This is a genomic window from Aeromonas sp. CU5 (genome assembly GCF_002586745.1).
GTDB lineage: Bacteria > Pseudomonadota > Gammaproteobacteria > Enterobacterales > Aeromonadaceae > Aeromonas > Aeromonas sobria.
Map to the genome: position 1 here is coordinate 4,042,891 of NZ_CP023817.1, position 24,048 is coordinate 4,066,938.

A 24,048-nucleotide genomic window follows, 5' to 3' on the forward strand; every position below is an offset into this window, starting at 1 on the left:
CCCTATATAAAGGAATCAAACGAAATGGCTGACGAGATCAACAACCAGGAAGTACAACCGGAATTCAACATCCAGCGTGTCTACACCAAGGATGTCTCTTTCGAAGCGCCGAACACCCCGCACATTTTCCAGAAAGAGTGGCAGCCGGACGTCAAGCTGGACATGGATACCAAGACCAACATCCTGGCTGACAACGTGTACGAGGTTGTCCTGACCCTGACCGTGACCTGCAAACTGGAAACCGAAACTGCCTTTCTGTGCGAAGTTCAGCAGGCCGGTATCTTCACCATCGGTAACCTGCCAGAGCCGCAGCTGGCTCACTGCCTGGCCGCTTTCTGCCCGAATATCCTGTTCCCGTACGCCCGCGAAGCTGTGGCCAACATGGTGAGCAAAGGTTCCTTCCCGCAGCTGAACCTGGCACCGGTTAACTTCGATGCTCTGTTTGCCCAGCACATGGCGCAAGCACAGGCCCAGCAGGCGACTGCGGAAGCCTGATAATGGCTGACCAGATCGCTATCTCGGTCTTGGGGGCGGGGTCTTATGGCTCCGCCCTTGCCATTTCTTTGGCGCGCAACGGCCATCCGACCCTGCTGTGGGGTCACGATCCTGCTCATGTCGCCGTGCTGGAACAAGACCGCTGCAACAAGGCATTTTTGCCTGATGTCCCTTTTCCCGCCGATCTGCAGCTGACGGCGGATCTGCAATATGCAGTGCAAGCTGCCCCTGTGCTGCTACTGGTCGTACCGAGCCACGTGTTTGGTCAGGTATTGGCTCAGATCAAACCTTTCTTGCGCCCCGATACCCGTATCGCCTGGGCCACCAAGGGGTTGGAGCCGGACAGTGGCCGCCTGCTGCAGGATGTGGCGCGTGAGGTGCTGGGAGACGAGATGCCGCTGGCGGCGATCTCCGGTCCCACCTTCGCCAAGGAGCTGGCTGCCGGTCTACCGACGGCTATCTCGGTTGCCTCGACCCACGACGATTTCGCCGACGATCTCTCCCGACTGCTGCACTGTGGCCGTTCGTTCCGGGTTTATACCAGCCCGGACTTCGTCGGTTTGCAACTGGGTGGCGCGGTGAAGAACGTCATCGCCATCGGTGCCGGTCTCTCCGACGGGCTCGGTTTTGGCGCTAATGCCAGAACCGCGCTGATCACCCGGGGGCTGGTAGAGATGCAGCGTCTGGGGGCCGCCCTCGGTGCTGATGCCAAAACCTTTATGGGGATGGCGGGGCTCGGGGATCTGGTGCTCACCTGTACCGACAACCAGTCGCGCAACCGCCGCTTCGGGCTGGCTCTCGGGGCTGGCAAGGATGTGGATACCGCCATGACCGAGATCGGTCAGGTCGTCGAAGGGTATCGCAACACCAAGGAGGTCCATCTGTTGGCGGCCCGCTACGGTGTGGAGATGCCCATTTGCGAGCAGATCTTCAAGGTGCTCTACGAGGGTAAGAACCCGAAAGAGGCGGCCATCGCCCTGTTGTCGCGAGACAAGAAGGACGAGTAGTCGCAGGTGTTGTGCCATGCAACAGGCCCACGCCAGAGGGTGTAATGCCAGTCAGTGACGCTGACTGGCATTGTTTTTATGGGCCGCTAGCGTCATTACTCCGCAGGATTGGCTTCAGGCTACGGTGCAATTTTGTACCCCTTTTGATGGGGAACGCGAGCCGCCACCAGGGTATCAAGATGGCGTTGCATGTTTGAATGACAAGGTGAAAGCGGATCGCCTGACCGGATGACTGATTTAGCGTGCTTGCGCCAGGGTGCGTACCACGGCGGCGTGGGCCTGACGGGTGCGGCTAATATGGCGCGGTGCGACCAGCACCACATCGTTGCCTGCGACGGCGCCCATGATTTCGGGATTGGCGTTGCGATCCAGCAGGCGAGCAACCACGGTAGCTGCGCCCGGGGTGGTGAGGATCAGCACCATCTGCTGGTTATGTACCACGTCGCGCACCATGTCGTGGATCGAGCGGGTGCTGCCAGCGGGCTCCAGTTGGTCGTCCACTAGCGTGTAGACCTTCTTGCCATTGGCATTTTGGGCCTTGGCGACGCCGAGGCGGCGTAGCAGGCGGGAGATGGTGGACTGGCTGATGTCGGCAAAACCGCGCTCTGACAGCTGGTGGCGGATCTCTTCCTGAGTGCTGTAGCAGTGCTGACCGATGATCTGGCGACAGGCATCCAGCTGGGCCAGATCGGGCTCTTGGGCAACGGGACGACTGAGAGTTTTGACCACGGCGAATTCCTTTGACGATGACCGGAGGTAAACGCGCGATATCTGTCATAGCTGTCAGTTATCAGCCAAAAATACTGATAATCCATCTGTATGCAGGGAATGAGCGGGCATTACCATCTTGGGATGGCAAATTATAGCTGACTGGAAATTCGGTGATGTGACAGGGTTCAAAGATGGGCCCCGCAGGGCCCAATCAGATATCAGTAACGCTCGCTGACGATGTCCTGAGTGAAGGACTTCTCGCAATATTTGCACTTCATCCGCACCACGCCTTTCACCTCGCGCACCCGGAAGTAGCTGTCCACCGGCTCGTTGTGGGAGATGCAGTTGGAGTTGGGGCAGTGGAACACCCCGGTGATGAACTCCGGTAGCTCCAGCTGGTGCTTCTTCACCACATTGAACTCTTCAATGATATTGACGGTCGCTTTCGGGGCGAACAGCGCCAGCTGGTTGGCCTGTTGCTCGGTCAGGCGGGTGTTCTCGATCTTGATGAGATCCTTCTTGCCGAGCGCGCCGGATTTCAGGTTGAAGCCGACGGTGATCCGCTCCTGGGTTTCGACCAGCTGGAACAGCTTGAGGATCTTGATGCCCTGGCCAGCGGGGATGTGATCGATGACGGAGCCGTGACGGATGGCTTCGACTTGCAGTTGGTTCTTGTCAGACATGATATTCCCCTAAGCTCAGACAGTTTCGTTCAGTACCAGTGCCAGCAGCGCCTGGCGTGCATAGACCCCGTTCTCCGCCTGCTGGAAGTAGCAAGCGTGGGGGGTCTTGTCGACCGCTACATCGATCTCGTCGACGCGGGGCAAGGGATGCAGGATCTTCATGGTGGGCTTGGCTCCTTCCAGAGTCGCCAGCTCCAGAATGAACTTGGCAGCCATGTGCTTGTATTCGGTCTCGTCGAAGCGCTCTTTCTGGACGCGGGTCATGTAGAGGATGTCCAGCTCCGGCATCACCTCTTCCATGGTCTGGTGGACGCTGAACTGGATGCCTTTCTCTTCCAGCTCTTCGCAGATGTAGTCCGGCATCGCCAGCGCTTCCGGGGAGATGAAGAAGAAGCGGCAGTTGAACAGGCTGAGAGCCTGGGCCAGCGAGTGCACGGTGCGGCCATATTTCAGGTCACCGACGAAGGCGACGTTGAGGTTGTCCAGACGACCCTGGGTCTCATGGATAGTGAACAGGTCGAGCAGGGTCTGGCTCGGATGCTGGTTGGAGCCGTCGCCGCCGTTGATGACCGGTACCCGGGAGAACTCGGAGGCCAGACGGGCCGCGCCCTCTTTCGGGTGGCGCATCACCACCGCATCCGAGTAGGAGCCGATGATCTTGATGGAGTCAGCCAGCGTCTCGCCTTTCTTGGCACTGGTGTTGCCACCGTCGGCGAAGCCGATGATGTTGCCGCCGAGGCGCTGGACCGCGGTCTCGAACGAGAGGCGGGTGCGGGTGGAGGCTTCGAAGAAGCAGCTGGCAACCAGCTTGTCTTTCAACAGGCTGGTGTCAGGTTCAGCCTTCAACCGTTGTGCGGTTGAGACTACCAGTTCCATTTCTGACCGGGTCAGGTCCGAAATGGAGATGACATGTTTCTTATAGAGTGGATTGGTCATCGTCTGCATTCCCTTTGACATCATTGGAGGTTTTTCGGGCACAAAAAAAAGCCCCTGAAACAGGGGCTTTTTTTAAAAATAACTGGGGATCCTTGGGGTGGGAACTGGAAACAACGGGGCCGCTCTGGTGCGCACCACCCGTCTGCAAGGCTGTTTTCTGAATCAAAAACTGCATCGTCTCGTCCCGACCTTTTTCAAACCGGACAGATTATAGGGCCGCTTTTTTAATTGTCAAAATTTTATTTATGATGCCAATTTCAGCATGAAAAACGTTTAAGTGGCGGGAACAGGACGACAAATCCACACCCTGTGCGTCTCTTGCAGCGGTTCCCCATCGCGGGCCATGGCGCGCAAATAACCGAGTCTGTGGTGCCCTTCCAGCAGGCAGTAGGGTTGCGGTAGCGGTTGCCCGTTCGGGTAACTGCTCCCCTCGGCTGGCGCCAGCACTATGACAGGTTCGGGCCAGCTGCCTTCGCTCAGCATCTTCTCGCCGAGCCAGGAGCGGCGCACATAGCGGTTGCTGCGCAGCATCTCCCCCCAGCGCTCGATCACCTCCATATGGCGGGAGCCTACCTGATCTACCAGTTGTGCGGTGGGCCAGCTTTCGCAGCTGAACTGATGGCTGGCGAGATCGATAAAGCTCCAGTTGGACTCAAAACCGCGCCAATGACGGTAAATCCACTGGGAGAGCACATTTTCAGGAATAAAGGGCACCAGCGGCGCGACCCGTTCAAGATAGGCGGGCAGGGACTCTGTCTTGCGCTCATCCCTGAAGTTGAGGGGCGCCAGTTGTTGGAGTAATCGGTAATTGAGCATAAGTGGCCTCCCGGTACCTGATTTCACCCTACCCCCATTTATGTCCCATTCCTACCCCGACAGGGCTGCAAATACAGCAAGTTATCCTGGTTTGCTGCACAAATAGCCACAGCCTGTTCGGGAATTGTTCAATCACACTGAAAGTGCAAAAAAAGCCTTTACCTTTGACCCTCACTTTGTATAATTCGCCTCGTTTGTTGCAGGGGCGTAGTTCCAATTGGTAGAACAGCGGTCTCCAAAACCGATGGTTGCGGGTTCGAGTCCTGCCGCCCCTGCCATTTTCAGAAAGGCCAGCTCATTGAGCTGGCCTTTCGCATTTCTGACATTTCCCTCCTGCGCTGTTGCCCCTCTTTGTTATTGATCATTTCCCCTGACCAGTGGTTCGCGGGGTATGGCCTTTGCCCTTCGATCTGATTACTTCGGCACTTATTCGGCACTGAATAGCATGGAATAGTGATCTCCCTACAGCTTGCAGCGGTTCCTGTTGTTGATAGATGTAAAAATATACAGATTCACTAAAGTCTGTTCATATTGCGGCCGATAGCCCAGATCTCACGGGGTTTTCCCTGCCTGACACAACAACAAGGATTCGTCGTCATGACCCTCTCTCTGCGCGGCAAGCTGCTGGCCACCAGTCTTGGCGTGGTGCTGCTGATGGCATCACTGCTCGGCATCGTTGCCTTTCACACCCTCAAATCCCGCACCATGAGCGCCATTCAGAGCGAGGCGGTCAACTATGGTCACGCTTACTCGGTGGCGATCGGCGACTGGATGGCGGATCGCAAGAACACGGTCCACGCGCTGGTCAACCTGATCAGCAACAACCCGCAAGCCGAACTGGTGCCACACCTGAAGCAGGCCTATACCTCCGGCAGCTTTGGTCTTACCTATTTCGGTTCCGCGCAGGGGGTGATGACTCGGCAGGACCCTTCCCTCAACACCGGCAACTATGACCCGCGCGAGCGCCCTTGGTATCAGGATGCGGTGAAGGCGGGGCAGCTGATCGTCACAGCCCCCTATGTCAGCGTCACCATGCAGAAGCTGGTGGTCACCCTCTCCGAGCCGGTGCGCCATCAGGGCGAGCTGGTCGGTGCCGTGGGGGCCAATCTGGCGCTCGACAAGCTGATCGATGAAGTGCTGGCGATGAAGGTACAGGGTGAGGGCTATGCCATGCTGCTCGACAGCAGCGGCCTCATCGTCGGCCATCCGCAGAAGGATCTGGCGCTCAAGCCCATCGCCGAGCTGGCGCCGGGACTCTCTGCCGCCACCTTCCTGCAGTGGGGTCGCGAAAACAGCGCGCTGCACGCTGCCACTATCGACGGGCGGGATGTGCTGCTGGCGGTACAACCGGTAGCGGGCACCGACTGGCTGCTGGCCATGGTGATGTATCGCGATGTGCTGGAGGCGCCGCTCAGCAACCTGCTGTGGCAGCTGGTGGGGCTGACGCTGGTGCTGATGCTGGTGTTCAGCGCCCTGCTCACCGCCACCTTCAAATACCTGTTCGCCGATCTCGGTCGGGTGGCGCACGCCCTGCACGACATCGCCCACGGCGAGGGGGATCTCACCGTTCACATCAATACCCACAGCAAGGATGAGGTGGGTCAGCTGGCCCAGAACTTCAACCAGTTCGTGGCGCGGCTGCACGGTATAGTCAGCCGGTTGCGGGATGTGACCGTCGAGCTGGCGGCCCAGTCCCGTACCCAGGCGGCCGGGGCGCAAGCCCGCAGTCAGCGGGTGCGTCAGCAGCAGGACGAGATCGTGATGGTGGCGACCGCGGTGACCGAGATGGCCTCCGCCACTCAGGAGATCGCTGGCAACGCCGAGTTTGCCGCCGCCACCGCCACCGATGCGGTTGCACTGGCGGTCGCCGGTCAATCCCAGGTTGGCCAGAGTCAGCGCAGTATTACCGGTCTGGCGGACGAAGTGGCCGATGCCAGTCAGGTGATCAACGAGCTCGACAGCCATGCCCAGAAGATCAGCGGCATTCTGGCTACCATCAGCGGCATCGCCGAGCAGACCAACCTGCTGGCGCTCAACGCCGCCATCGAAGCGGCCCGGGCCGGTGAGCAGGGCCGTGGCTTTGCGGTGGTGGCGGATGAGGTGCGGGTGCTGTCGCGCCGTACCCACGACTCCACCGACGAGATCCAGCAGATGATCGAAACCCTGCAGCAGACTACCCGTCGCGCCGTGGGTGGCATGGAGACCAGCCGTCAGCTGGCAGGCACCAGCGTGGAGGATGCGGAAGCGGCCAACCAGAGCCTTGGCCGGATCAACGAGGCGATCGGTTCCATCAGCGACATGGCGACCCAGATCGCGGCGGCGGCCGAGGAGCAGACCTCGGTGACCGGCGAGATCAGCCGCAATACCGAGAATATCCGCCACGTCTCGCAAGAGCTGGCTGAGCAGGCGGGCAACGAGGCGGCGCAGGCAGCCGAACTCAAGTCACTGACCGAGCGACTGGAGCAGGAGATTGGCCGCTTCCGGCTCTGATCATCCCGCCACTCCAGCAACAGAAAGGGCAGCCCGCGGGCTGTCCTTTGTTTATTTATTGCCGGTGGCCGTCAGGCGGCGCTCTCCAGCTGCGCCAGATGGAAGGCGCGCCAGTTGCCGTCGGGCAGGTAGTGCTTGCCCTGCTGCCACTGGGGGTCGTGCTGCACCACGTAGCGGTAGTGGTAGGCCAGCTGCTGACCGACATAGCGCCCTTGCTGCGGGTCGAAGATCTCCACCTCGACCAGCTGGCGCAGATATTCGCTCTGGGGATCATCCTCGCCGTGGAAGTTCTCCATCTCGTCCAGCGCCGCGATGGCGGCGGGGAAGTCGTCCAGCATAAACAGCTCGCCATAGACCCAGTCCTCCCCCTGCAGCAGGGCCGGATAGCCCTTGTGCTGCAGGTGATAGAGGGCGCCGCGCACCCGGGCGCGTCGTGGCGGCTGGCTCACATGAGCGGCCAGATAGCGCCGGTAGTTGAAGAGCCCGTCCATCAGACTGCCATAGACGAACAACGGGCGTGGCTGGCCGAGGCTCATGAGATCTCGCCGCCCACGATCTTGAGGTCGCCATCCTGCTGCAGTACCACCGCCTCGATGGCCAGGGTCAGTGCACGGGTGATGTCGCTCATGGCGAGGCAGGGCTGGTTCACCTTGTCCGCCACCTGTTCGGTGATGTAGGGGACGTGGATAAAGCCACCGCGCACCGCCGGGAACTCTTTTTCGATCAGGTAGTGCAACTGATACATGATGTGGTTGCAGACGAAGGTGCCTGCGGTGTTGGAGACCGCAGCCGGAATGCCGTTCTCCTTGATGTGCTGCACCATCCCCTTGATGGGCAGACGGGAGAAGTAGGCCGGAGCGCCATCGGCCTGAATCACTTCATCGATGGGCTGTTGCTGCTCGTTGTCGGGGATGCGGGCGTCGTCGAGGTTGATGGCGACCCGCTCCGGGGTAATGGCGAAGCGACCGCCCGCCTGACCGACGTTGATCACCACATCCGGCTGGTGCTGGTGCATCAGCGCCGCCAGCAGGGTAGCCGACTTGCCGAATACGGTGGGGATCTGCGCCTTGATCACGGTGGCATCCAGAATGGTGTCCGGCAGGCGTTTCACCGCCTCCCACGCCGGGTTGATGGGCTCGCCGCCGAAGGGGTCAAAACCGGTAATCAGAACTTTCATCATCGTCTCCCGAATTCTCAAAATGCCCAGTAGTACATGAGGGCGATATGGATCAGCACCAGGGTCAGCGCCATCGGCACCTGCACCTTGATCACCTTGTTGAGATCCTTCATCTCCAGCAGGGCGGCGGGCAGGGCATTGAAGTTGGCGGCCATGGGGGTCATCAGGGTGCCGCAGAAACCGGCGGTCATGGCCAGTGCACCGGCGATCACCGGATCACCCCCTTGCGCGACCACGAAGGGAATGCCGATCCCTGCGGTGATGACGGTGAAGGCGGCGTAGGCGTTGCCCATGATCATGGTGAAGACCATCATGCCGAGGCAGTAGGCCACCACCCCGACGAAGGGGCTGCCCATCGGCACCACGGTGGAGATCCCGTGGGAGATGACATCGCCGACGCCGGACGTGTTGAAGATCACCCCGAGGGCGGCCAGCAACTGGGGCAGGATGCCGGTGATGCCCACTTGCTGGATCATCCGGTCCGAGTCGCCCACCACGGTGGAGGGGGTGGCGCGGGTCAGCAGCACAGTGATGACGAAGGCGATCACCGCCGCCAGACCGATACCGACCTGACCGCCGAGCGGCGTGAACTGGGCGATCACTACCGCCAGCAGCGCCAGCAACACGCAGGGCAGGAAGATCCGGTTGCCGATGCGGTTGGCGTGGCGCTGGGACTCCTCCTCGCTCGCCTGCTCCAGCTTGCCGATCTTCACCTGCTTGAACAGGGTGATGACCCCCATGGCGAGGATCAGCATCCCGTTGATCATGTTGGGGATATAGCTACCAAAGGCGAACAGCACCCCCAGGATGGTCCAGAACAGGGCGGTACCAATTTTGGCCGGGTGATTGGCATCACGCAGGACGCGCCAGGCGCTGCTAAAGAGAATGACGCCGATCAGCACATAGAAGAATTCGAGCAAATTGGGGATGAGTGCAGCCATTACTGTTGACCTCCCTTGCTATTACTCGATGCATATTTTTTGGCCATCTGACGGTCGTACCACATATTGGAGGCGGCGACCATAAACAGGGCTATGATGGCAATCGGCATGGATGCTTTGGCAATATCGACGGCAGAGACGTTATATCCCAGCGAGTCGAAAGTGCCGACAATCAGCAATACCCCGGCGGAGGCGACGAAGGTATTTTGGGCAAAGAAGTTGCCATAGTTTTCGGTGGCGGAGACCCGCGCCTTGATATATTCCTCGTCCTCTTCGCTTAATTTGCCATGCACCTTGCTGGCGGCAGCCTGAGTCATCGGGTTGACCAGCGGACGAATAAATTGGGTATGGCCCTGTACCCGCACCGAGAAGAGACCGGCCAGCTCGCGGATAAACATATAGAGGGTCATGAACTTGCCCGGGGTGAGCTTCTTGATCCGCTCGATCAGGGTGACTGCCTGCTGCTTGAGGCCGTAGCGTTCGCAGATGCCGATCATCGGCAGGGTCAGCAAAAACAGCGTCACCATGCGGTTGGAGACGAAGGCTTCACCCAGCAGGGAGAGGCATTCAGTAAAGGAGAGACCGGAGACCAGGGCGGTAGTGACTGCGGCGACCAGCACGACGGCCAGGGTATCGAGCCTGAAGTAAAAACCTAGCAAGATAATGAGTATGCCGCTCAGTTTAATCCATTCCAAATTGACCACCTCTCTCTATTTGAATATTTATGAGTAATTTTTAAATGATTAGCTGTTTATCACCGAACAAAAATGATGGCAACAATTAATCAGTTAAAGCGGCGTCGTTTGGGGTTTTCTGAAGTCTGTTTGCTGGTTTGTTGTGCAGATTTAAAGCGAAAGGAGAATATAAAAGGCTCATATCAGTCCCTTTCTGCAACACCATTTGGCGGTGCGGGGAATATATTTCTGTTGGCCGTGAAAATAGTGGTTATGCCGATATCTGGTGTTGTCTTTTCATTTTCATCTATAGGTATCTGTTAATAATCTGGCGATATGTTGGTGTACTGTCATATAGAGGTTGTGAATCTGGTGGTTAATCGGTGCGCGCTGTCGTCATGAATCTGGGTTGACCGAAGAGGGTAATTCAACGCACTAAAACCGGCAGTGCGCAGCAGCCAGGCAGGGTGTGAATCGGAGCGGTTTGCAGCAAGGATGGGGGCAAAGGCGGGGGAGGTTGAAAAAAACGGGGAGCCAGCAGGGCTCCCCGTTCGGCTTCAAGGGGTCTGCTTGACCCAAATCAGCTGGTCGGTGGCAAAGCCCAGCCCCTTGGCCTTGGCGATCAGCGCGTCCACCTTCTCCTTGGGCGGATTGGGGGAGCGGGCGAGGATCCAGAGGTAGTCGTGGTTGTAGCTGGTCACCAGCGAGAGCTGGTAGTCGGGGTCAAGATCGATGACGTTGTAGCCGCCGTAGAAGGGGCCGAAGAAGCTCACCTTGAGCCGTGCCTCATCCGGGTTGCCGACGAAGTAGGCCTTGCCCTCGGCCTCGCGCCAGCTGCCATCGCTCTGTTTGCCGCGGTTGAGTACCTTGACGCCGCCATCGTCCCGCAGGCTGTAGGTGGCGCTCACCTGCTCCAGCCCCCGCTCGAAGCTGTGGTCGAGGCGGGCGATTTCGTACCAGGTGCCGAGATAGCGATCGAGCTGAAAGCCGGTGACGGGGCGGATGCCGTCGGCAATCCCGGTACAGGCCGTCAGTAGCAAAGCGGTGAACAGGCAAAGTAGTGAACGCATAGGTAATCCCTCTCTAGTTATCCCTCGATGATGCGCAGCTGGCCATCCCGAAAGCGGGAGGCCTGATCTGTCGGCGTGCTGCCGAAGAAGCGCTTGTACTCCCGGCTGAACTGGGAGTTGCTCTCGTAACCGACTCTGGCCGCCGCGGTGCCCGCCTTGATGCCGTCGTGCAGCATCATCATTCGCGCCTTGTGCAGGCGAAACGACTTGATGTACTGCAGCGGCGAGGTGGCCGTGACCGCCTTGAAGTGGTGGTGAAAGGCGGAGACGCTCATGTTCACCTCCCGCGCCAGCTCCTCCATGGTGAGGTTGTCGGCATAACGGGACTCTATCATACGCAGAACCCGGGCGATCTGGCCCACATGGTTGTGGCGATTGGCGAGCGCCTGCAAGGCGGGGCCGCCCCCCTCGATGAGGGCGTGGAACAGCATCTCCCGCACCGTCTGCGGCCCCAGCACCTTGGCGTGCAGCGGGTTGTCCATCAGATCGATCAGTCGCTCGGCGGCGCAGAACATCGCCTCCGACAGGGGCACCGAGAGGACGCCGCTCTTCTGCGGGGCGGGAGCGGGCAGGGCGTCTCCCAGCTCCAGCAGCAGTTCTTGCAGGGTGACCATGTTGATCTCGATGGTAAAACCGATAAGCGGCTGCTCGGGGGAGGCGAAACACTCGCACTCGCAGGGCAGCGGCAAGGTCATCAGCAGGTAGTGGTTGGGGTCGTAGCGAAACACCTGATCCGCCAGATAACCCACCTTGTGCCCCTGCAGGATCACGATCATCCGCGGCTGGTAGAGCACCGGGGTGCGGCCGTGGTACTCGGTGGTATAGATGAAATTCACCTGCTCCACTGGGGAGGGGGTGATGCCGGGGGCGGTGACGTGGCGGGTCACTCTGGCGGCGAGGTCGCTGTAACGGTTTTGCATGGGCGCTCTTTGACTCAACTGTTCCGGTTTTCGCTGCTTTGTAGAAATAGGCAAGAATCAAGCAGGATGTTGTCTTGATGGTAGGGTGGTTCTGGAGAAAAATGCAATCACGATTTCGCGGCCTGGCCGCCCTGACTATCAGAAGAAGGCAATGTCGATGAACAACTTTACGCTCCATACCCCGACCAAAATCCTGTTCGGCCAAGGGCAGATCGCCCAGTTGCGCGAGCAGCTCCCGAGCGACGCCCGCGTCATGATCACCTATGGCGGTGGCAGTGTGGTGCGCAGCGGCCTGCTGGAGCAGATCCGCAGCAAACTGGCTGGCATGACCCTGTTTGAATTTGGTGGCATCGAACCCAACCCGGCCTACGAGACCCTGATGGGTGCCGTTGAGCTGGCCCGTGCCGAGCGGGTCGACTTCCTGCTCGCCGTTGGCGGCGGTTCCGTGCTCGATGGCACCAAGTTTATCGCCGCTGCCGCGCACTACGATCTGGCCAAAGAGCCCTGGCACATTCTCGAGACCGTCGGCAGCGAAGTGCGCTCCGCCATTGCGCTGGGTTCAGTGCTGACCTTGCCGGCGACTGGTTCCGAAATGAACATGGGCGCCGTCATCACCCGTCGCAGCAGTGGCGACAAGGTGCATTTCTTCTCGCCGTTCGTGATGCCGCGCTTCGCCGTGCTGGATCCGGTGCTCACCTACACCCTGCCCGAGCGTCAGGTGGCAAACGGGGTGGTGGATGCCTTCGTTCATACCGTGGAGCAGTACCTCACCTATCCGGTCAATGCCAAGGTGCAGGATCGCTTCGCCGAAGGCTTGCTGCTGACCCTGATCGAAGAGGGCCCCAAGGCGCTGGCCGAGCCGCAAAACTACGAGGTGCGCGCCAACATCATGTGGAGCGCCACCATGGCGCTGAATGGTCTGATCGGTGCCGGTGTGCCGCAGGACTGGGCCACCCACATGCTGGGTCATGAACTGACTGCCCTGCATGGTCTCGACCATGCCCAGACCCTGGCGGCGGTACTGCCCGCTCTGTTGCAGGCCAAGCGTAAACAGAAGCATGCCAAGCTGCTGCAATATGCAGAGCGGGTGTGGGGTCTGCGCAGCGGCAGCGAAGCTGAGCGCATCGACGATGCCATCGCCGCAACCCGTGACTTCTTCGAGCGGATGGGGGTCAAGACCCGACTGCGTGACTATGGTCTGAAAGATCTGGGTATCGATACCCTGATCGGCAAGCTGGGTGAGCACGGCATGACCCGTCTGGGCGAGCACGGCGATATCGATCTGGTGCAGAGCCAGCATATTTATCAAGCTGCCTGGTAAGGGCCGTCAATCGGCGCCACAGGGGCGAAACGATTGAATTGTCGGGGCCGTCTCCCGCCATCTGGCGGCGAGGTGGCCCCGTTTTTGTTGAGAAAATGTTACTTCTGGGCATTTCGAGACGATTAGTGAGACGAAAGCGAATTTCGTAAGAACAAAAAACGCTAAGATAGAGGGCCGGTAAAACATTTTTTTTGACTGGTTGGATCACTTTTTTCAGCCGTTTTTACTGGTATAAGCCTCTAATTTGGTTTGTTTTTTTTAATCGTAGCCTGGGATGGGCTGAATTCTGTACGAGTGCCGTCGGGACTGCGGTTGTAATAAAACTCCAAAATTTGATACTAATCACCTTCGCGCCTGAAAAGCGGGGGGCCTGACCATGACAGGAGGTTGAGGTAAAGCCTACTGATTTTCATAACAAAGAGCCCTGGACCTGCACTTTGGTCATGTCTTGTTTCATCAGAAGTGAGACACTGGGCAGCGATTGTTTATTAACCATCAGGGAATAGTCATGCAGATTGGAATACCGAGAGAGAGTCTCGCCGGTGAGACCCGGGTCGCAGCGACCCCGGCTACCGTCGAGCAGCTGAAAAAGCTCGGCTTCGAGGTCGCCATCGAGTCCGGCGCAGGCCAGTTGGCCAGCTTCGATGATGCCGCCTTCGAGGCTGCCGGTGCCAGCGTGGTGCCGAGCGTCTGGCAAGCCGACCTTATCTTCAAGGTCAATGCACCGACCGATGCCGAGATCGCACAAATTAAAGATGGTGCCACTCTGGTGAGCTTCATCTGGCCTGCCCAGAACCCTGAGCTGGTCAAGAAGCTGTCCGAGCGCAACATCAATGTGATGGCGATGGATATGGTGCCGCGGATCTCCCGTGCCCAGTCCCTCGATGCCCTCTCCTCCATGGCCAACATCGGTGGCTATCGCGCCGTGGTTGAAGCTGCGCACCAGTTCGGTCGCTTCTTTACCGGTCAAATCACCGCAGCCGGTAAAGTGCCACCTGCCAAGGTGCTGGTGATCGGTGCCGGCGTAGCCGGTCTGGCTGCCATCGGTACTGCCGGTTCCCTCGGTGCCATCGTGCGGGCGTTCGATACCCGTCTGGAAGTAGCCGAGCAGATCGAATCCATGGGTGGGGAATTCCTCAAGCTGGACTTCGGTGGTGAAGACGGCGCATCCAGCGATGGTTATGCCAAGGTCATGTCTGATGAGTTCATCGCAGCCGAGATGGCGCTGTTTGCCCAGCAGGCCAAAGAGGTGGACATCATCATCACCACCGCCCTGATCCCTGGTCGTCCGGCTCCCAAGCTGATTACCAAGGAGATGGTCGACAGCATGAAGCCGGGTTCCGTCATCGTGGACCTGGCTGCAGCAACCGGCGGCAACTGTGAATACACCAAGCCGACCGAGCTGTTCGTCACCCCCAACGGCGTCAAGGTGATCGGTTACACCGATCTGCCGGGTCGCCTGCCTGCCCAATCCTCCCAGCTCTACGGTACCAACCTGGTCAACCTGATGAAGCTGATGTGCAAGGAGAAGGACGGCAACGTAGCCATCAACTCCGAAGACGTGGTTCAGCGCAACATGACGGTGATCCAGGCCGGTGAAGTGACCTTCCCGCCGCCCGCCATCGCTGTCTCTGCCGCACCGCAGAAACCTGTGGCAGCCCCGATCAAGAAGGCCGAAGCAAAGCAACCTTCCAACAAGAAGTTTGTGTTTGGCGCCCTCGGCATCGCGGCCTTTGGCTGGATCGCCTCGGTGGCACCTGCCGCGTTCCTCTCTCACTTTACCGTATTTATTCTGGCCTGTGTGGTCGGTTACTACGTGGTGTGGAACGTCTCCCACTCCCTGCATACGCCGCTGATGTCGGTCACCAATGCCATCTCCGGCATTATCGTGGTCGGTGCCCTGTTGCAAATTGGTCAGGGTTCTACGCTCGTCACTGCGCTCTCGTTTGTCGCTGTGCTGATTGCCAGTATCAACATCTTTGGTGGCTTCACCGTCACCCAGCGCATGCTGAAGATGTTCCGTAAGGATTAAGGGGGTTTAACGTGTCTCAAGGACTGGTAACAGCATCCTATATCGTTGCCGCCGTGCTCTTCATCCTCAGTCTCGCGGGACTGTCGAAGCAAGAAACGGCCAAGCATGGCAACTTGTTCGGTATCGCGGGTATGGCTATCGCCCTGCTCGCCACCGTATTCAACCCGGAGACCAGTGGCGTGCACTGGATCATCCTGGCCATGGTGATCGGCGGTGCCATCGGCGTGCGTCTGGCACTCAAGGTCGAGATGACCGAGATGCCCGAGCTGGTAGCCGTGCTGCACAGCTTCGTCGGTATGGCCGCGGTGCTGGTGGGCGTCAACAGCTTCATCGATCTGCACCCCTCTGCCCCTGCTGAAGTGGTGGTGTCCGTCGGTTCCAATCTGGATGCGACACTGGCAGCCGCCCGTGCGGCGTTCGAACAGGCGGCCAGCGTCGCCCAGGTCGAGCACCTCACCGGCGCCATGCTGAACATCCACCTGGTCGAGATCTTCCTGGGCGTCTTCATCGGTGCCGTGACCTTCACCGGTTCCGTGGTTGCCTTCGGCAAACTGCGCGGTCTGATCTCCTCCAAGCCACTGATGCTGCCGCACCGCCACAAGCTGAACCTGCTGGCGGTGGTCGCCTCTCTGGCGCTGATGGTCTACTTCGTCAACGCGGGTGGTTCTACCTTCGCCCTGCTGGTGATGACCCTGATCGCCTTCGCCTTCGGCTGGCATCTGGTTGCCTCCATCGGTGGTGCCGACATGCCGGTAGTGGTCTCCATGCTCAACTCCTACTCCGGTTGGGCGGCGGCGGCGGCGGGCTTCATGCTCTCCAACGACCTGCTGATCGTGGTGGGTGCGCTGGTAGGTTCTTCCGGTGCGATCCTCTCTTACATCATGTGTAAGGCGATGAACCGCTCCTTTATCTCCGTCATCGCCGGTGGCTTCGGCTCCGACGGCGTGGCCTCTACGGCTGACCAGGAGATGGGTGAATACCGCGAAACTAGCGCCGAGGAAGTGGCTGATCTGCTGAAGAACTCCAGCTCTGTCATCATCACCCCGGGCTACGGCATGGCGGTGGCGCAGGCCCAGTATCCGGTGGCTGAAATCACCCAGAAGCTGCGTGATCGCGGCATCAAGGTGCGTTTCGGTATCCATCCGGTTGCCGGTCGTCTGCCAGGCCACATGAACGTGCTGCTGGCGGAAGCGAAAGTCCCGTATGACATCGTGCTGGAAATGGACGAGATCAACGACGACTTCACCGATACCGATACCGTGCTGGTGATCGGTGCCAACGACACCGTTAACCCGGCTGCGATGGAAGATCCGGGCAGCCCGATCGCCGGCATGCCGGTACTGGAAGTGTGGAAGGCGCAGAACGTCATCGGCTTCAAGCGCTCCATGAACACTGGCTATGCCGGTGTCCAGAACCCGCTGTTCTTCAAAGAGAATACCCAGATGCTGTTTGGCGATGCCAAGGCCAGCGTCGAGGCGATCCTCAAGGCGCTGTAAGCACCCGTCAGGTATCGCACCTCAAACAGGCTTCGGCCTTGATGCCAGTCAGTTAACGCTGACTGGCATTTTTTATGGGCCGTTGGTTAACTGGCGTGGTGATCTGTCAGCCTCATGACTTGGTGAGAAGAGTATTCAGGGGTAACGAGGTGGCAGGGGGCTCATATCGAGTGCCAGTAGCGCTCATAACGTCGTTTCAGAATGGCGCCATGGGCATTAAAAAATCCGGCACCCATTCATTGGTGCCGGATTTTTTACAGCAAACAGACGTTGCTCATATGCGCGTAGGCATCAGCCTCAGGATGGTGGGGCCGCGCAAACGGGGCTGATCAATAGTAGGAGTGGTCGCCGCGTTGATGCTCGGTCGCGTCTTTTACGCCGTTGAGCTCGCCCGGGAATTTTTCTAGCAACTGCTTCTCGATCCCTTCTTTGAGGGTGTAATCGACCATGGAGCAACCGTTGCAGCCGCCGCCAAACTGCAGAATAGCCAGTTTGTCATCGGTCAGTTCGACCAGGGTGACCTTGCCACCGTGACCTGCCAACATGGGGTTGACCTCGGACATCAGCACATACTCGATACGCTCGATCAGTGGTGCATCATCGGCCACTTTACGCATCTTGGCATTGGGGGCTTTCAGGGTCAGCTGGGATCCCATCTGATCGGTGACGAAGTCGATGGTGGCATCGATCAAATAGGGGGCGCTCAAGGTATCGACCATGCAGTCGAAACCGCTGAAGGGCAGGGTTTGATCTTCCGGATCCATTGCATCGGGTGGGCAATAAGATACGCCACACTCGGCATTCTGGGTTCCCGGATTGACCACAAACACCCGGATGTTGGTGCCATCAGGCTGTTTTTCCAGAAGTTTACGGAAATGGGCCTGGGCGGCGTCGGAAATGCTGATCATCACTATCCTCATAAACCTGAGTGTACGACTAGGGTATTCATGATAACGCGGTTATTAATGCTTGGGTAGCCATGGCGATGGCTACTTGCTGTGCCGGAGGGTACGACAGATTGCCCACACTTCTACCTTTGTGATACCGCTCTCATGGAGCACGCGGGTAAGCTGGCCTGCGGTGGCACCAGTGGTCACCACATCATCGAGTAGCGCGACGTGGCGGTACTGGTGAGGTTGGATACTGAATGCCCCGCGCAGATTGCGCCGCCGCTGCCCGGCGCTGAGAGTTGTTTGCTGCGGGGTCGCCTTGATGCGCTGCAATAGAGTGTTGTCGCAGGGGATGCCGGTGAGCTCGCCAAGGGTTTGCGCTATCTCCTCCGCTTGATTGAAACCCCGTCGCCATTTTCGCCACCAGTGCAGGGGAACAGGAATGATCGCCTCAGGGGGATCGCTGCTATCCAGATGATCGGCCAACAGGCGGGCAAGCAATGGCGCCAGCAGGATCTGGCCAGAATATTTGAGCCGTGGGATCAGCATGGGGTAGGGGGCCTGGTAGTCGCCGATCACTTGCAACCGCTCCCAAGGGGGAGGCCTGTGCTGGCAGCGGCCGCAGACAGGTATGCTCTCTTCTATATGGTCAGCCAGCGGCGCGGCGCAGAGGCGGCATTTGGGCTGGGACTGGTGCAGTGACTGCCGACACCAGCTGCAGAGCAGGGGCTCGTTGTCGCAAGGCTGATGGCAGAGCAGGCAGCTACCTTGCCAGTCGTCGTGGCTGCCGAGCAGTGGACTTGCTTTAGCGAGCAGTCGCTTTAACATGCTGACCCCAAGAGCATGAACAGGGATCTTGAGTCTAGATGAGCATATCGGTAGAGCAGTTTGGCCTGGGGCCCGATTTGGTTCTGTTGCACGGATGGGGCATGAACGGCGCGGTGTGGCATGGGATTGCCCAACAGTTGGCGGCCCACTACAGGGTTCATCTGGTGGACTTGCCCGGCTTTGGCAACAGTCAGCTGGCAGACGAGGTGGATTACAGCCTGCCCTGGCTTGCCGAGCAGGTGGCCGCCATCTTGCCGGATAAGTGCCATCTGCTTGGCTGGTCGCTCGGCGGTCTGGTGGCAAGCCAGTTGGCATTGACCCATCCCGAGCGGCTGCACTCCCTGATCACCGTGGCCAGCTCCCCCTGTTTCATGGCTCGCGACGAGTGGCCGGGGATTGCCCCCAAGGTGCTGACCGGCTTCAACCAGATGCTGGCGGGGGATTTTCGTCAGACCATAGAGCGTTTTCTGGCGATCCAGGCGATGGGCAGCGAACATGCCCGGGACGATATCCGCCAGTTGCGCCACTGGCTGGCCGAGCGCCCGGCGCCCCAGTTTGCCGCACTCGAGGCCGGGCTGACATTGTTGGCCGACATTGACCTGCGCGAACCGCTACGCGGGCTGGATCTGCCCTGGTTGCGGATCTATGGCCGACTGGATTCATTGGTACCCAAGGCGGCCATTCCCCTGCTGGACAATCTCTACCCTGCCAGCCACAGCGTGACTCTTAACAAAGCCTCACACGCACCCTTTATTTCCCACCCTGACAAATTCATTGAAATCGTTAGAGATTTTGTTGGCTAAAAAATAGCCTGCAGGCTTCATAAATCCTCTGGTCTGGCGGATAATTAAGCTGTGACCAGAGGAGTAACATCATGCGTATTGATTCAGCCTTCAACAGTGGGGTACAGGGATTTCAGCGAGCCGAGCAGATTGCCGACAAGGCATCCAATCAGATCGCCCGCCTCAATACCCCCAGTAGGGATCAGGTGCAAGTGACCGATGAGCTCGTCAATCTCAAGGTGGCCGAACAGCAGGCTGGCGCTTCCGCCAAGGTAGTGCAGACCGCCAGCGATGTGATGGGAACCCTGATCGACATCCGGGTGTGAGATGAACATCAATGTCAGTCTGCCCCCCCTTATCCCTACGCAGCTGCAACCCCAGGTGGAAGCGGCCAGGACGGATAATCGCCGGGCAGAGCTGATCCCGCAGGCCCGTTCGGGTCAAGCATCCAGTGCCGAATCTGAAGTCGGCTCCCAGAAAGAGAAATCCAAAGCCAGTCAGGCGGCCAACAGTAATCCGGCGACCCAAGGTAGCCGTGATGGCAATCAGCCTGCGGTGCAAAACCCTCTGGATTACCGTTTTGTCGAAGCGACCGGTGAAGAGGGGCAGCGCAAGCAGCAAGATCCCAAACAGCAGGAACAGCAACAGCGGCAAGAGCAGCAGGTTCAGGATCTGGTTGATCGGGACAAGGAGGTACGCACTCACGAGCAGGCTCACCAGTCCGCGGGTGGCGAGCATGCCAGCTCTCCAACCTACCAGTTTACTCAAGGCCCGGATGGCAAGCGTTACGCGACGGGCGGTGAAGTTCAGATCGATACCAGCGCTGTGCCCGGCGACCCCGCCGCTACCATCGCCAAGATGCAGCAGATCCGCTCTGCGGCGCTGGCGCCGGCCGAGCCCTCTGCTCAAGACCTGTCGGTCGCGCGCAGTGCCGCTGCGAGTGAAGCCAAGGCGCGCAAAGAGTTGATGGCCGAGCAGAGCGCGAAATCGGGTGGCGTGTTGAGTGCCTATATGGACAAGCGCAACAGCGTCATCGCGGGCCACTATCAACAGGCCGTCAGTCCGGCCGCTACCAAGTCCCTCAGCCTGCATATCTGAGTCTGTCTCGCCAAACTTTCATCGAGTGGTAAGTGTTTTACAACTAACCTGAAGATCAGGCCCATCACTATTTCACAGGAGCTGTCATGCATTTCGATGAAGTCAAAGCGGAAGATTTCACCACCTTCTCCCGTGTGCCGCCACCTCACCTGCAGATGGAACAATTTCTGATGCAGCTTGGAGGAGGGGGAACCGAAGGAACCCATTTCAAGAAAAAAGTGATGCTGGCGGCTGGTTGGAGCCACACCGGCGTCGTCTCTTATGGCAAGTATCCGCAGGAGGCCTGCAAGGCATTCAATCGTCTGCGGGGAGTGTTGGCACAGCATGGCGAGCCCGAGAGCATTCTTGCTGCCCTTGCTCAATGAGCCGGATCTTTACTGTTAAAAAAGCCCCTTGCGGGGCTTTTTCATTACTGAGGGAGTTATTTCCTGGTCTTGGAGAGGGCAGCGGCGAAGGCGTTGCCCATGGCGCCGCCGACGGGTGCGTTTGGGCGCGACTCAGGCTTGGGTCTGTTGTTGGAGGCATCCGACGTGCGCGATTGCGCCGGTTTGCGGGCGGGTTGCCCCGCTTTCTCGTCGAGCCGCATGGTCAGGCTGATCCGCTTGCGCGGGGCGTCCACTTCCAGCACCTTGACCCGCACAATGTCACCCGCCTTGACCACCTCGCGGGGATCCTTGATGAAACGGTCGGTCAGGGATGAGATGTGCACCAGCCCATCCTGATGGACACCGATATCGACGAAGGCGCCGAAGTTGGTGACGTTGGTGACCACCCCTTCCAGCACCATTTCGGGCACCAGGTCGCTGATCTTCTCCACCCCTTCTTTGAAAGTCGCGGTTTTGAACTCGGGGCGCGGATCGCGGCCCGGCTTGTCCAGCTCGCCGATGATATCGGTCACTGTGGGTATGCCGAACTGCGCGTCGGTGTAGTCGGCAGGCTTGAGACTGCGCAACAGACCGCTATTGCCGAGCAGGCTGTCCACGGTTTGTGCCAGCTTGGCGAGGATCCGCTCCACCACCGGATAGGACTCCGGGTGGACCGCCGAGCTGTCGAGGGGGTTGCTGCCGTCGCGGATCCGCATAAAACCAGCGCACTGCTCGAATGCCTTGGGGCCGAGCCGGCTCACTTTGAGTAACTGCTGACGACTCTTGAAGGCGCCGTGTTCATCCCGATAGGCAACAATGTTCTGGGCCAGGGTCTGGGAGAGGCCGGAAACCCGGTTGAGCAGGGCGACCGAGGCGGTATTCACATCCACCCCGACCGCGTTCACGCAATCCTCGACCACCGCATCCAGTCTGCGGGCCAGCTGGCTCTGGCCGACGTCGTGCTGGTACTGGCCGACCCCGATACTCTTGGGGTCGATTTTGACCAGCTCGGCCAGCGGGTCCTGCAGGCGGCGGGCGATGGAGACGGCACCGCGGATCGACACGTCGAGATCCGGGAACTCCTGAGAGGCAAGTTCCGAGGCGGAGTAGACCGAGGCCCCCGCTTCGCTCACCACTATCTTCTGCGCCTTGGCGGCGGGGTAGCGTTCGAACAGATCGCTGACCAGTCGGTCGGTCTCCCGCGAGGCGGTGCCGTTGCCGATGCTGATAAGCTCGACCTTGTGTTTCTGGCACAGCTCGCTCAGGGTCTTGAGGCTCTGATCAATCTGGCGTTTCGGTTCGAACGGATAGATGGTGGCGTGATCGACCAGCTTGCCGGTGGCATCCACCACAGCCACCTTGACCCCGGTACGGATGCCGGGATCCAGCCCCATGGTACAGCGCATACCGGCCGGGGCCGCCATCAGCAGATCCTTGAGGTTCATGGCAAACACCTTGATTGCCTCGTCCTCTGCCGATTCGCGGATGCGGCCGACCAGTTCGGTCTCCATCTGCAGGGAGAGCTTGATCTTCCATGTCCAGCTAACCACCCCTTGCAGCCACTTGTCGGCCGGGCGGTTTTGTAGATTGAGCTTGAGGTGGTGGGCGATGATCCCTTCGCAGGGGCTGGCACTTGTCTCCTCGCCCGTCACCAGCGCCAGATTGAGGATCCCCTCGTTACGTCCGCGCAGCATGGCCAGCACCCGGTGAGAGGGCGCTTTGTGCAGCGGTTCGTCATGTTCGAAGTAGTCTTTGAATTTGGCCCCTTCCTGCTCCTTGCCGGTCACCACGCGTGCTCGCAGGGTGGCGTGTTGCCACAGGTAGTCGCGCAGCTTTTCCAGCAGATCGGCCTGCTCGGCGAAGCGCTCCATCAGGATGTAGCGGGCGCCATCGAGGGCGGCCTTGCTGTCGGCAATGCCCTGTTCGGCATTGAGGAAGGCGGCAGCCGCTTGCTCGGGATCCTGCATCGGGTCGCTGAGTAGCAGATTGGCCAGCGGCTCCAACCCGGCTTCAATGGCCATCTGTCCCTTGGTGCGGCGTTTGGGTTTGTAGGGGAGGTAGAGATCTTCCAGCCGGGTCTTGCTGTCTGCACCGTTCAATTCGCGGGCCAGCTCGGGGGTCAGCTTGCCCTGCTCCTCGATGGAGCGAATGATCACCTTGCGGCGATCTTCCAGCTCACGCAGATAGCCGAGGCGGCTCTCCAGAGTACGCAGCTGGCTGTCGTCCAGACCCCCGGTCACCTCTTTACGGTAACGGGCGATAAAGGGCACGGTCGAGCCTTCATCCAGCAGGCGCACTGCAGCCTGCACCTGTTCCGGGCGAGCATTGAGCTCACCGGCAATCTGATGTTCTATTACGTGGCTTTGCATCGAAGATCTCTTGGTCGGGTCCTGGTCAACGGATTGGCGCGGGGCGATATCGCCGTACAGGGGGGTCTATCCTGGCGGAACTCAAGGTACCACCAGGCCACTGCCGCGCGTGCCGGTTGGCGCCACAAGGCGCCGAGTGTGAGCACTATATGGGGTCGGGCTGCGGGATGCCAGTCCCGACAGAGGGTGCTGTTTCCATCCCGAATCGGCGGCTCGGCTTGTAGGTCGCCCGCCAGTTGGGGAGTGTGCGGTGGCGTGAAGGTGCCTTATTTGGGGTAGCTGATCTCGTTGATATACCAGCAGGCGTCACCAACTGGCGTAGGCACCACGGCCTCATCCCCGACCTCTTTCTTGAGCAGGGCGCGGGCCATGGGGGAGTCGATGGAGATGTAATCCTTGCGCTCGAAGATCTCGTCATAGCCGACGATGCGAAAGCGCTTGGTCTCACCTTCGTCGTTCTCCACCTCGACCCAGGCACCGAAGAACACCTTGCCCTCCTGGGCAGGGGCATAGTCGACGATCCCCAGCTCTTCGAGGCACTTGCGCAGATAGCGTACCCGCCGGTCGATCTCCCGCAGCCGCTTCTTGTTGTACTGGTAGTCGGCATTTTCGCTGCGATCTCCCAGGCTGGCGGCCCATGCCACCTTCTTGGTGACCTCGGGGCGCTCCTGACGCCACAGAAAATCGAGCTCATCTTTGAGCTTGTTGTAGCCTTCGCGGGTGATCAGCTTTGTCTTCATGGGATCTGTGACCTGGTCAAAGGGGGAGGGGGAGCTAACTGCCCGAGAATATTAGCTTTTGCACTCTTGCTGTCGAGGTAAATCGTGGGGGCTTGGCTGGCTCCATCCTGGGGTGGGCTGGCCAGCGCGCTGACTTGATGGCCGTCACGCTCTCGGGATGGGTAATAACCGGTAACATATTTATGCTTTGCTCCCGCTATATCCCCC

General features: G+C 59.3%; 26 protein-coding genes and 1 tRNA gene. 12 read left to right on the forward strand and 15 right to left on the reverse strand.

The annotated features are described in order from the left end of the window. Positions 1 to 24: 24 nt before the first annotated feature. Entirely contained in the window at positions 25 to 495 is a 471-nt protein-coding gene (secB, locus tag CK911_RS18195) for a protein-export chaperone SecB (protein ID WP_042018281.1), read from the forward strand. Positions 496 to 497: 2 nt separating this feature from the next. Beyond that, the gene (gene gpsA, locus CK911_RS18200) at positions 498 to 1,502 is read left to right on the forward strand and encodes an NAD(P)H-dependent glycerol-3-phosphate dehydrogenase (protein WP_042018280.1); all 1,005 of its coding nucleotides are present in this window, start codon (positions 498 to 500) and stop codon (positions 1,500 to 1,502) included. A 237-nt stretch (positions 1,503 to 1,739) separates the two neighbouring features. Here the strand turns inward: gpsA and CK911_RS18205 are convergent, their stop codons facing one another. From CK911_RS18205 to CK911_RS18220, 5 genes are all read right to left on the reverse strand, one after another. Continuing rightward, positions 1,740 to 2,231, reverse strand: a complete 492-nt coding sequence (locus CK911_RS18205; RefSeq protein WP_042018278.1) for an arginine repressor — start codon at positions 2,229 to 2,231, stop codon at positions 1,740 to 1,742. A 200-nt stretch (positions 2,232 to 2,431) separates the two neighbouring features. Then, complete coding sequence (pyrI, locus tag CK911_RS18210; protein WP_042018277.1) at positions 2,432 to 2,896, reverse strand: aspartate carbamoyltransferase regulatory subunit; 465 nt, start codon at positions 2,894 to 2,896, stop codon at positions 2,432 to 2,434. A 15-nt stretch (positions 2,897 to 2,911) separates the two neighbouring features. After that, positions 2,912 to 3,832, reverse strand: a complete 921-nt coding sequence (gene pyrB, locus CK911_RS18215; RefSeq protein WP_005339735.1) for an aspartate carbamoyltransferase — start codon at positions 3,830 to 3,832, stop codon at positions 2,912 to 2,914. Further along, entirely contained in the window at positions 3,813 to 4,007 is a 195-nt protein-coding gene (locus CK911_RS21400; protein WP_139730017.1) for a hypothetical protein, read from the reverse strand. The genes pyrB and CK911_RS21400 overlap by 20 nt, the downstream gene beginning before the upstream one ends. 98 nt (positions 4,008 to 4,105) lie before the next feature. Then, the gene (locus CK911_RS18220; protein ID WP_098971730.1) at positions 4,106 to 4,648 is read right to left on the reverse strand and encodes a hypothetical protein; all 543 of its coding nucleotides are present in this window, start codon (positions 4,646 to 4,648) and stop codon (positions 4,106 to 4,108) included. A 201-nt stretch (positions 4,649 to 4,849) separates the two neighbouring features. Here CK911_RS18220 and CK911_RS18225 point away from each other — a divergent pair. Further along, a tRNA-Trp gene (locus CK911_RS18225) sits at positions 4,850 to 4,926 on the forward strand. A 319-nt stretch (positions 4,927 to 5,245) separates the two neighbouring features. Continuing rightward, positions 5,246 to 7,138, forward strand: a complete 1,893-nt coding sequence (locus tag CK911_RS18230; RefSeq protein WP_098971732.1) for a methyl-accepting chemotaxis protein — start codon at positions 5,246 to 5,248, stop codon at positions 7,136 to 7,138. A 71-nt stretch (positions 7,139 to 7,209) separates the two neighbouring features. On the opposite strand, the gene CK911_RS18235 is transcribed toward CK911_RS18230, so the two are convergent. The 4 genes from CK911_RS18235 to CK911_RS18250 are packed head-to-tail and all read right to left on the reverse strand — an operon-like array spanning position 7,210 to position 9,951. Continuing rightward, on the reverse strand, positions 7,210 to 7,674 hold the full coding sequence (locus CK911_RS18235; protein ID WP_098971734.1) for a gamma-glutamylcyclotransferase: 465 nt from the start codon (positions 7,672 to 7,674) through the stop codon (positions 7,210 to 7,212). Continuing rightward, positions 7,671 to 8,318, reverse strand: a complete 648-nt coding sequence (pcp, locus tag CK911_RS18240) for a pyroglutamyl-peptidase I (protein WP_253860343.1) — start codon at positions 8,316 to 8,318, stop codon at positions 7,671 to 7,673. The genes CK911_RS18235 and pcp overlap by 4 nt, the downstream gene beginning before the upstream one ends. Positions 8,319 to 8,332: 14 nt before the next feature. Continuing rightward, complete coding sequence (locus CK911_RS18245; RefSeq protein WP_098971739.1) at positions 8,333 to 9,256, reverse strand: DUF979 domain-containing protein; 924 nt, start codon at positions 9,254 to 9,256, stop codon at positions 8,333 to 8,335. Further along, entirely contained in the window at positions 9,256 to 9,951 is a 696-nt protein-coding gene (locus CK911_RS18250; protein ID WP_042018459.1) for a DUF969 domain-containing protein, read from the reverse strand. Before CK911_RS18250 ends, CK911_RS18245 begins: the two co-directional genes overlap by 1 nt. Positions 9,952 to 10,023: 72 nt before the next feature. Between CK911_RS18250 and CK911_RS21255 the strand changes: the two genes are divergently transcribed. Next, entirely contained in the window at positions 10,024 to 10,254 is a 231-nt protein-coding gene (locus CK911_RS21255) for a hypothetical protein (RefSeq protein ID WP_157774570.1), read from the forward strand. 233 nt (positions 10,255 to 10,487) lie between these two features. Here the strand turns inward: CK911_RS21255 and CK911_RS18255 are convergent, their stop codons facing one another. Together CK911_RS18255 and CK911_RS18260 are read right to left on the reverse strand one after the other, a co-directional pair. Then, positions 10,488 to 11,000: a lipocalin family protein gene (locus CK911_RS18255; RefSeq protein WP_098971741.1), complete on the reverse strand. Its 513-nt coding sequence runs from the start codon at positions 10,998 to 11,000 to the stop codon at positions 10,488 to 10,490. Positions 11,001 to 11,017: 17 nt separating this feature from the next. Further along, positions 11,018 to 11,920, reverse strand: a complete 903-nt coding sequence (locus tag CK911_RS18260; RefSeq protein WP_098971743.1) for an AraC family transcriptional regulator — start codon at positions 11,918 to 11,920, stop codon at positions 11,018 to 11,020. A 157-nt stretch (positions 11,921 to 12,077) separates the two neighbouring features. On the opposite strand from CK911_RS18260, the gene yqhD reads away from it, so the two are divergent. From yqhD to pntB, 3 genes are all read left to right on the forward strand, one after another. Further along, complete coding sequence (yqhD, locus tag CK911_RS18265; protein WP_098971745.1) at positions 12,078 to 13,241, forward strand: alcohol dehydrogenase; 1,164 nt, start codon at positions 12,078 to 12,080, stop codon at positions 13,239 to 13,241. Between the two features lie 508 nt (positions 13,242 to 13,749). Continuing rightward, complete coding sequence (locus tag CK911_RS18270) at positions 13,750 to 15,273, forward strand: Re/Si-specific NAD(P)(+) transhydrogenase subunit alpha (RefSeq protein ID WP_098971747.1); 1,524 nt, start codon at positions 13,750 to 13,752, stop codon at positions 15,271 to 15,273. A gap of 11 nt (positions 15,274 to 15,284) precedes the next feature. Next, entirely contained in the window at positions 15,285 to 16,769 is a 1,485-nt protein-coding gene (pntB, locus tag CK911_RS18275) for a Re/Si-specific NAD(P)(+) transhydrogenase subunit beta (protein WP_042018262.1), read from the forward strand. Positions 16,770 to 17,098: 329 nt separating this feature from the next. On the opposite strand, the gene nfuA is transcribed toward pntB, so the two are convergent. Both nfuA and CK911_RS18285 read right to left on the reverse strand, forming a co-directional pair. After that, positions 17,099 to 17,677: a Fe-S biogenesis protein NfuA gene (gene nfuA, locus CK911_RS18280; protein WP_042019334.1), complete on the reverse strand. Its 579-nt coding sequence runs from the start codon at positions 17,675 to 17,677 to the stop codon at positions 17,099 to 17,101. Positions 17,678 to 17,758: 81 nt separating this feature from the next. Further along, on the reverse strand, positions 17,759 to 18,487 hold the full coding sequence (locus CK911_RS18285; protein WP_098971749.1) for a ComF family protein: 729 nt from the start codon (positions 18,485 to 18,487) through the stop codon (positions 17,759 to 17,761). Positions 18,488 to 18,525: 38 nt separating this feature from the next. Here CK911_RS18285 and bioH point away from each other — a divergent pair, with 38 nt between their 5' ends. The 4 genes from bioH (at position 18,526) to CK911_RS18305 (ending at position 20,732) form a co-directional block, all read left to right on the forward strand. After that, positions 18,526 to 19,290 carry a pimeloyl-ACP methyl ester esterase BioH gene (bioH, locus tag CK911_RS18290; protein WP_098971751.1) on the forward strand — a complete coding sequence of 255 codons (765 nt, stop codon included), beginning with the start codon at positions 18,526 to 18,528 and terminating at the stop codon, positions 19,288 to 19,290. 71 nt (positions 19,291 to 19,361) lie between these two features. Continuing rightward, the gene (locus CK911_RS18295) at positions 19,362 to 19,595 is read left to right on the forward strand and encodes a flagellar biosynthesis protein FlgE (protein WP_098971753.1); all 234 of its coding nucleotides are present in this window, start codon (positions 19,362 to 19,364) and stop codon (positions 19,593 to 19,595) included. Between the two features lies 1 nt (position 19,596). Continuing rightward, complete coding sequence (locus tag CK911_RS18300; protein ID WP_098971755.1) at positions 19,597 to 20,367, forward strand: putative metalloprotease CJM1_0395 family protein; 771 nt, start codon at positions 19,597 to 19,599, stop codon at positions 20,365 to 20,367. 86 nt (positions 20,368 to 20,453) lie between these two features. After that, on the forward strand, positions 20,454 to 20,732 hold the full coding sequence (locus CK911_RS18305) for a hypothetical protein (protein ID WP_068978207.1): 279 nt from the start codon (positions 20,454 to 20,456) through the stop codon (positions 20,730 to 20,732). Between the two features lie 56 nt (positions 20,733 to 20,788). Here the strand turns inward: CK911_RS18305 and CK911_RS18310 are convergent, their stop codons facing one another. After that, positions 20,789 to 23,101 (reverse strand): Tex family protein, encoded by a 2,313-nt coding sequence (locus tag CK911_RS18310; protein WP_098971757.1) that lies wholly within the window; start codon positions 23,099 to 23,101, stop codon positions 20,789 to 20,791. Between the two features lie 266 nt (positions 23,102 to 23,367). After that, positions 23,368 to 23,841, reverse strand: a complete 474-nt coding sequence (greB, locus tag CK911_RS18315) for a transcription elongation factor GreB (RefSeq protein ID WP_068978209.1) — start codon at positions 23,839 to 23,841, stop codon at positions 23,368 to 23,370. Positions 23,842 to 24,048 lie beyond the last annotated feature (207 nt).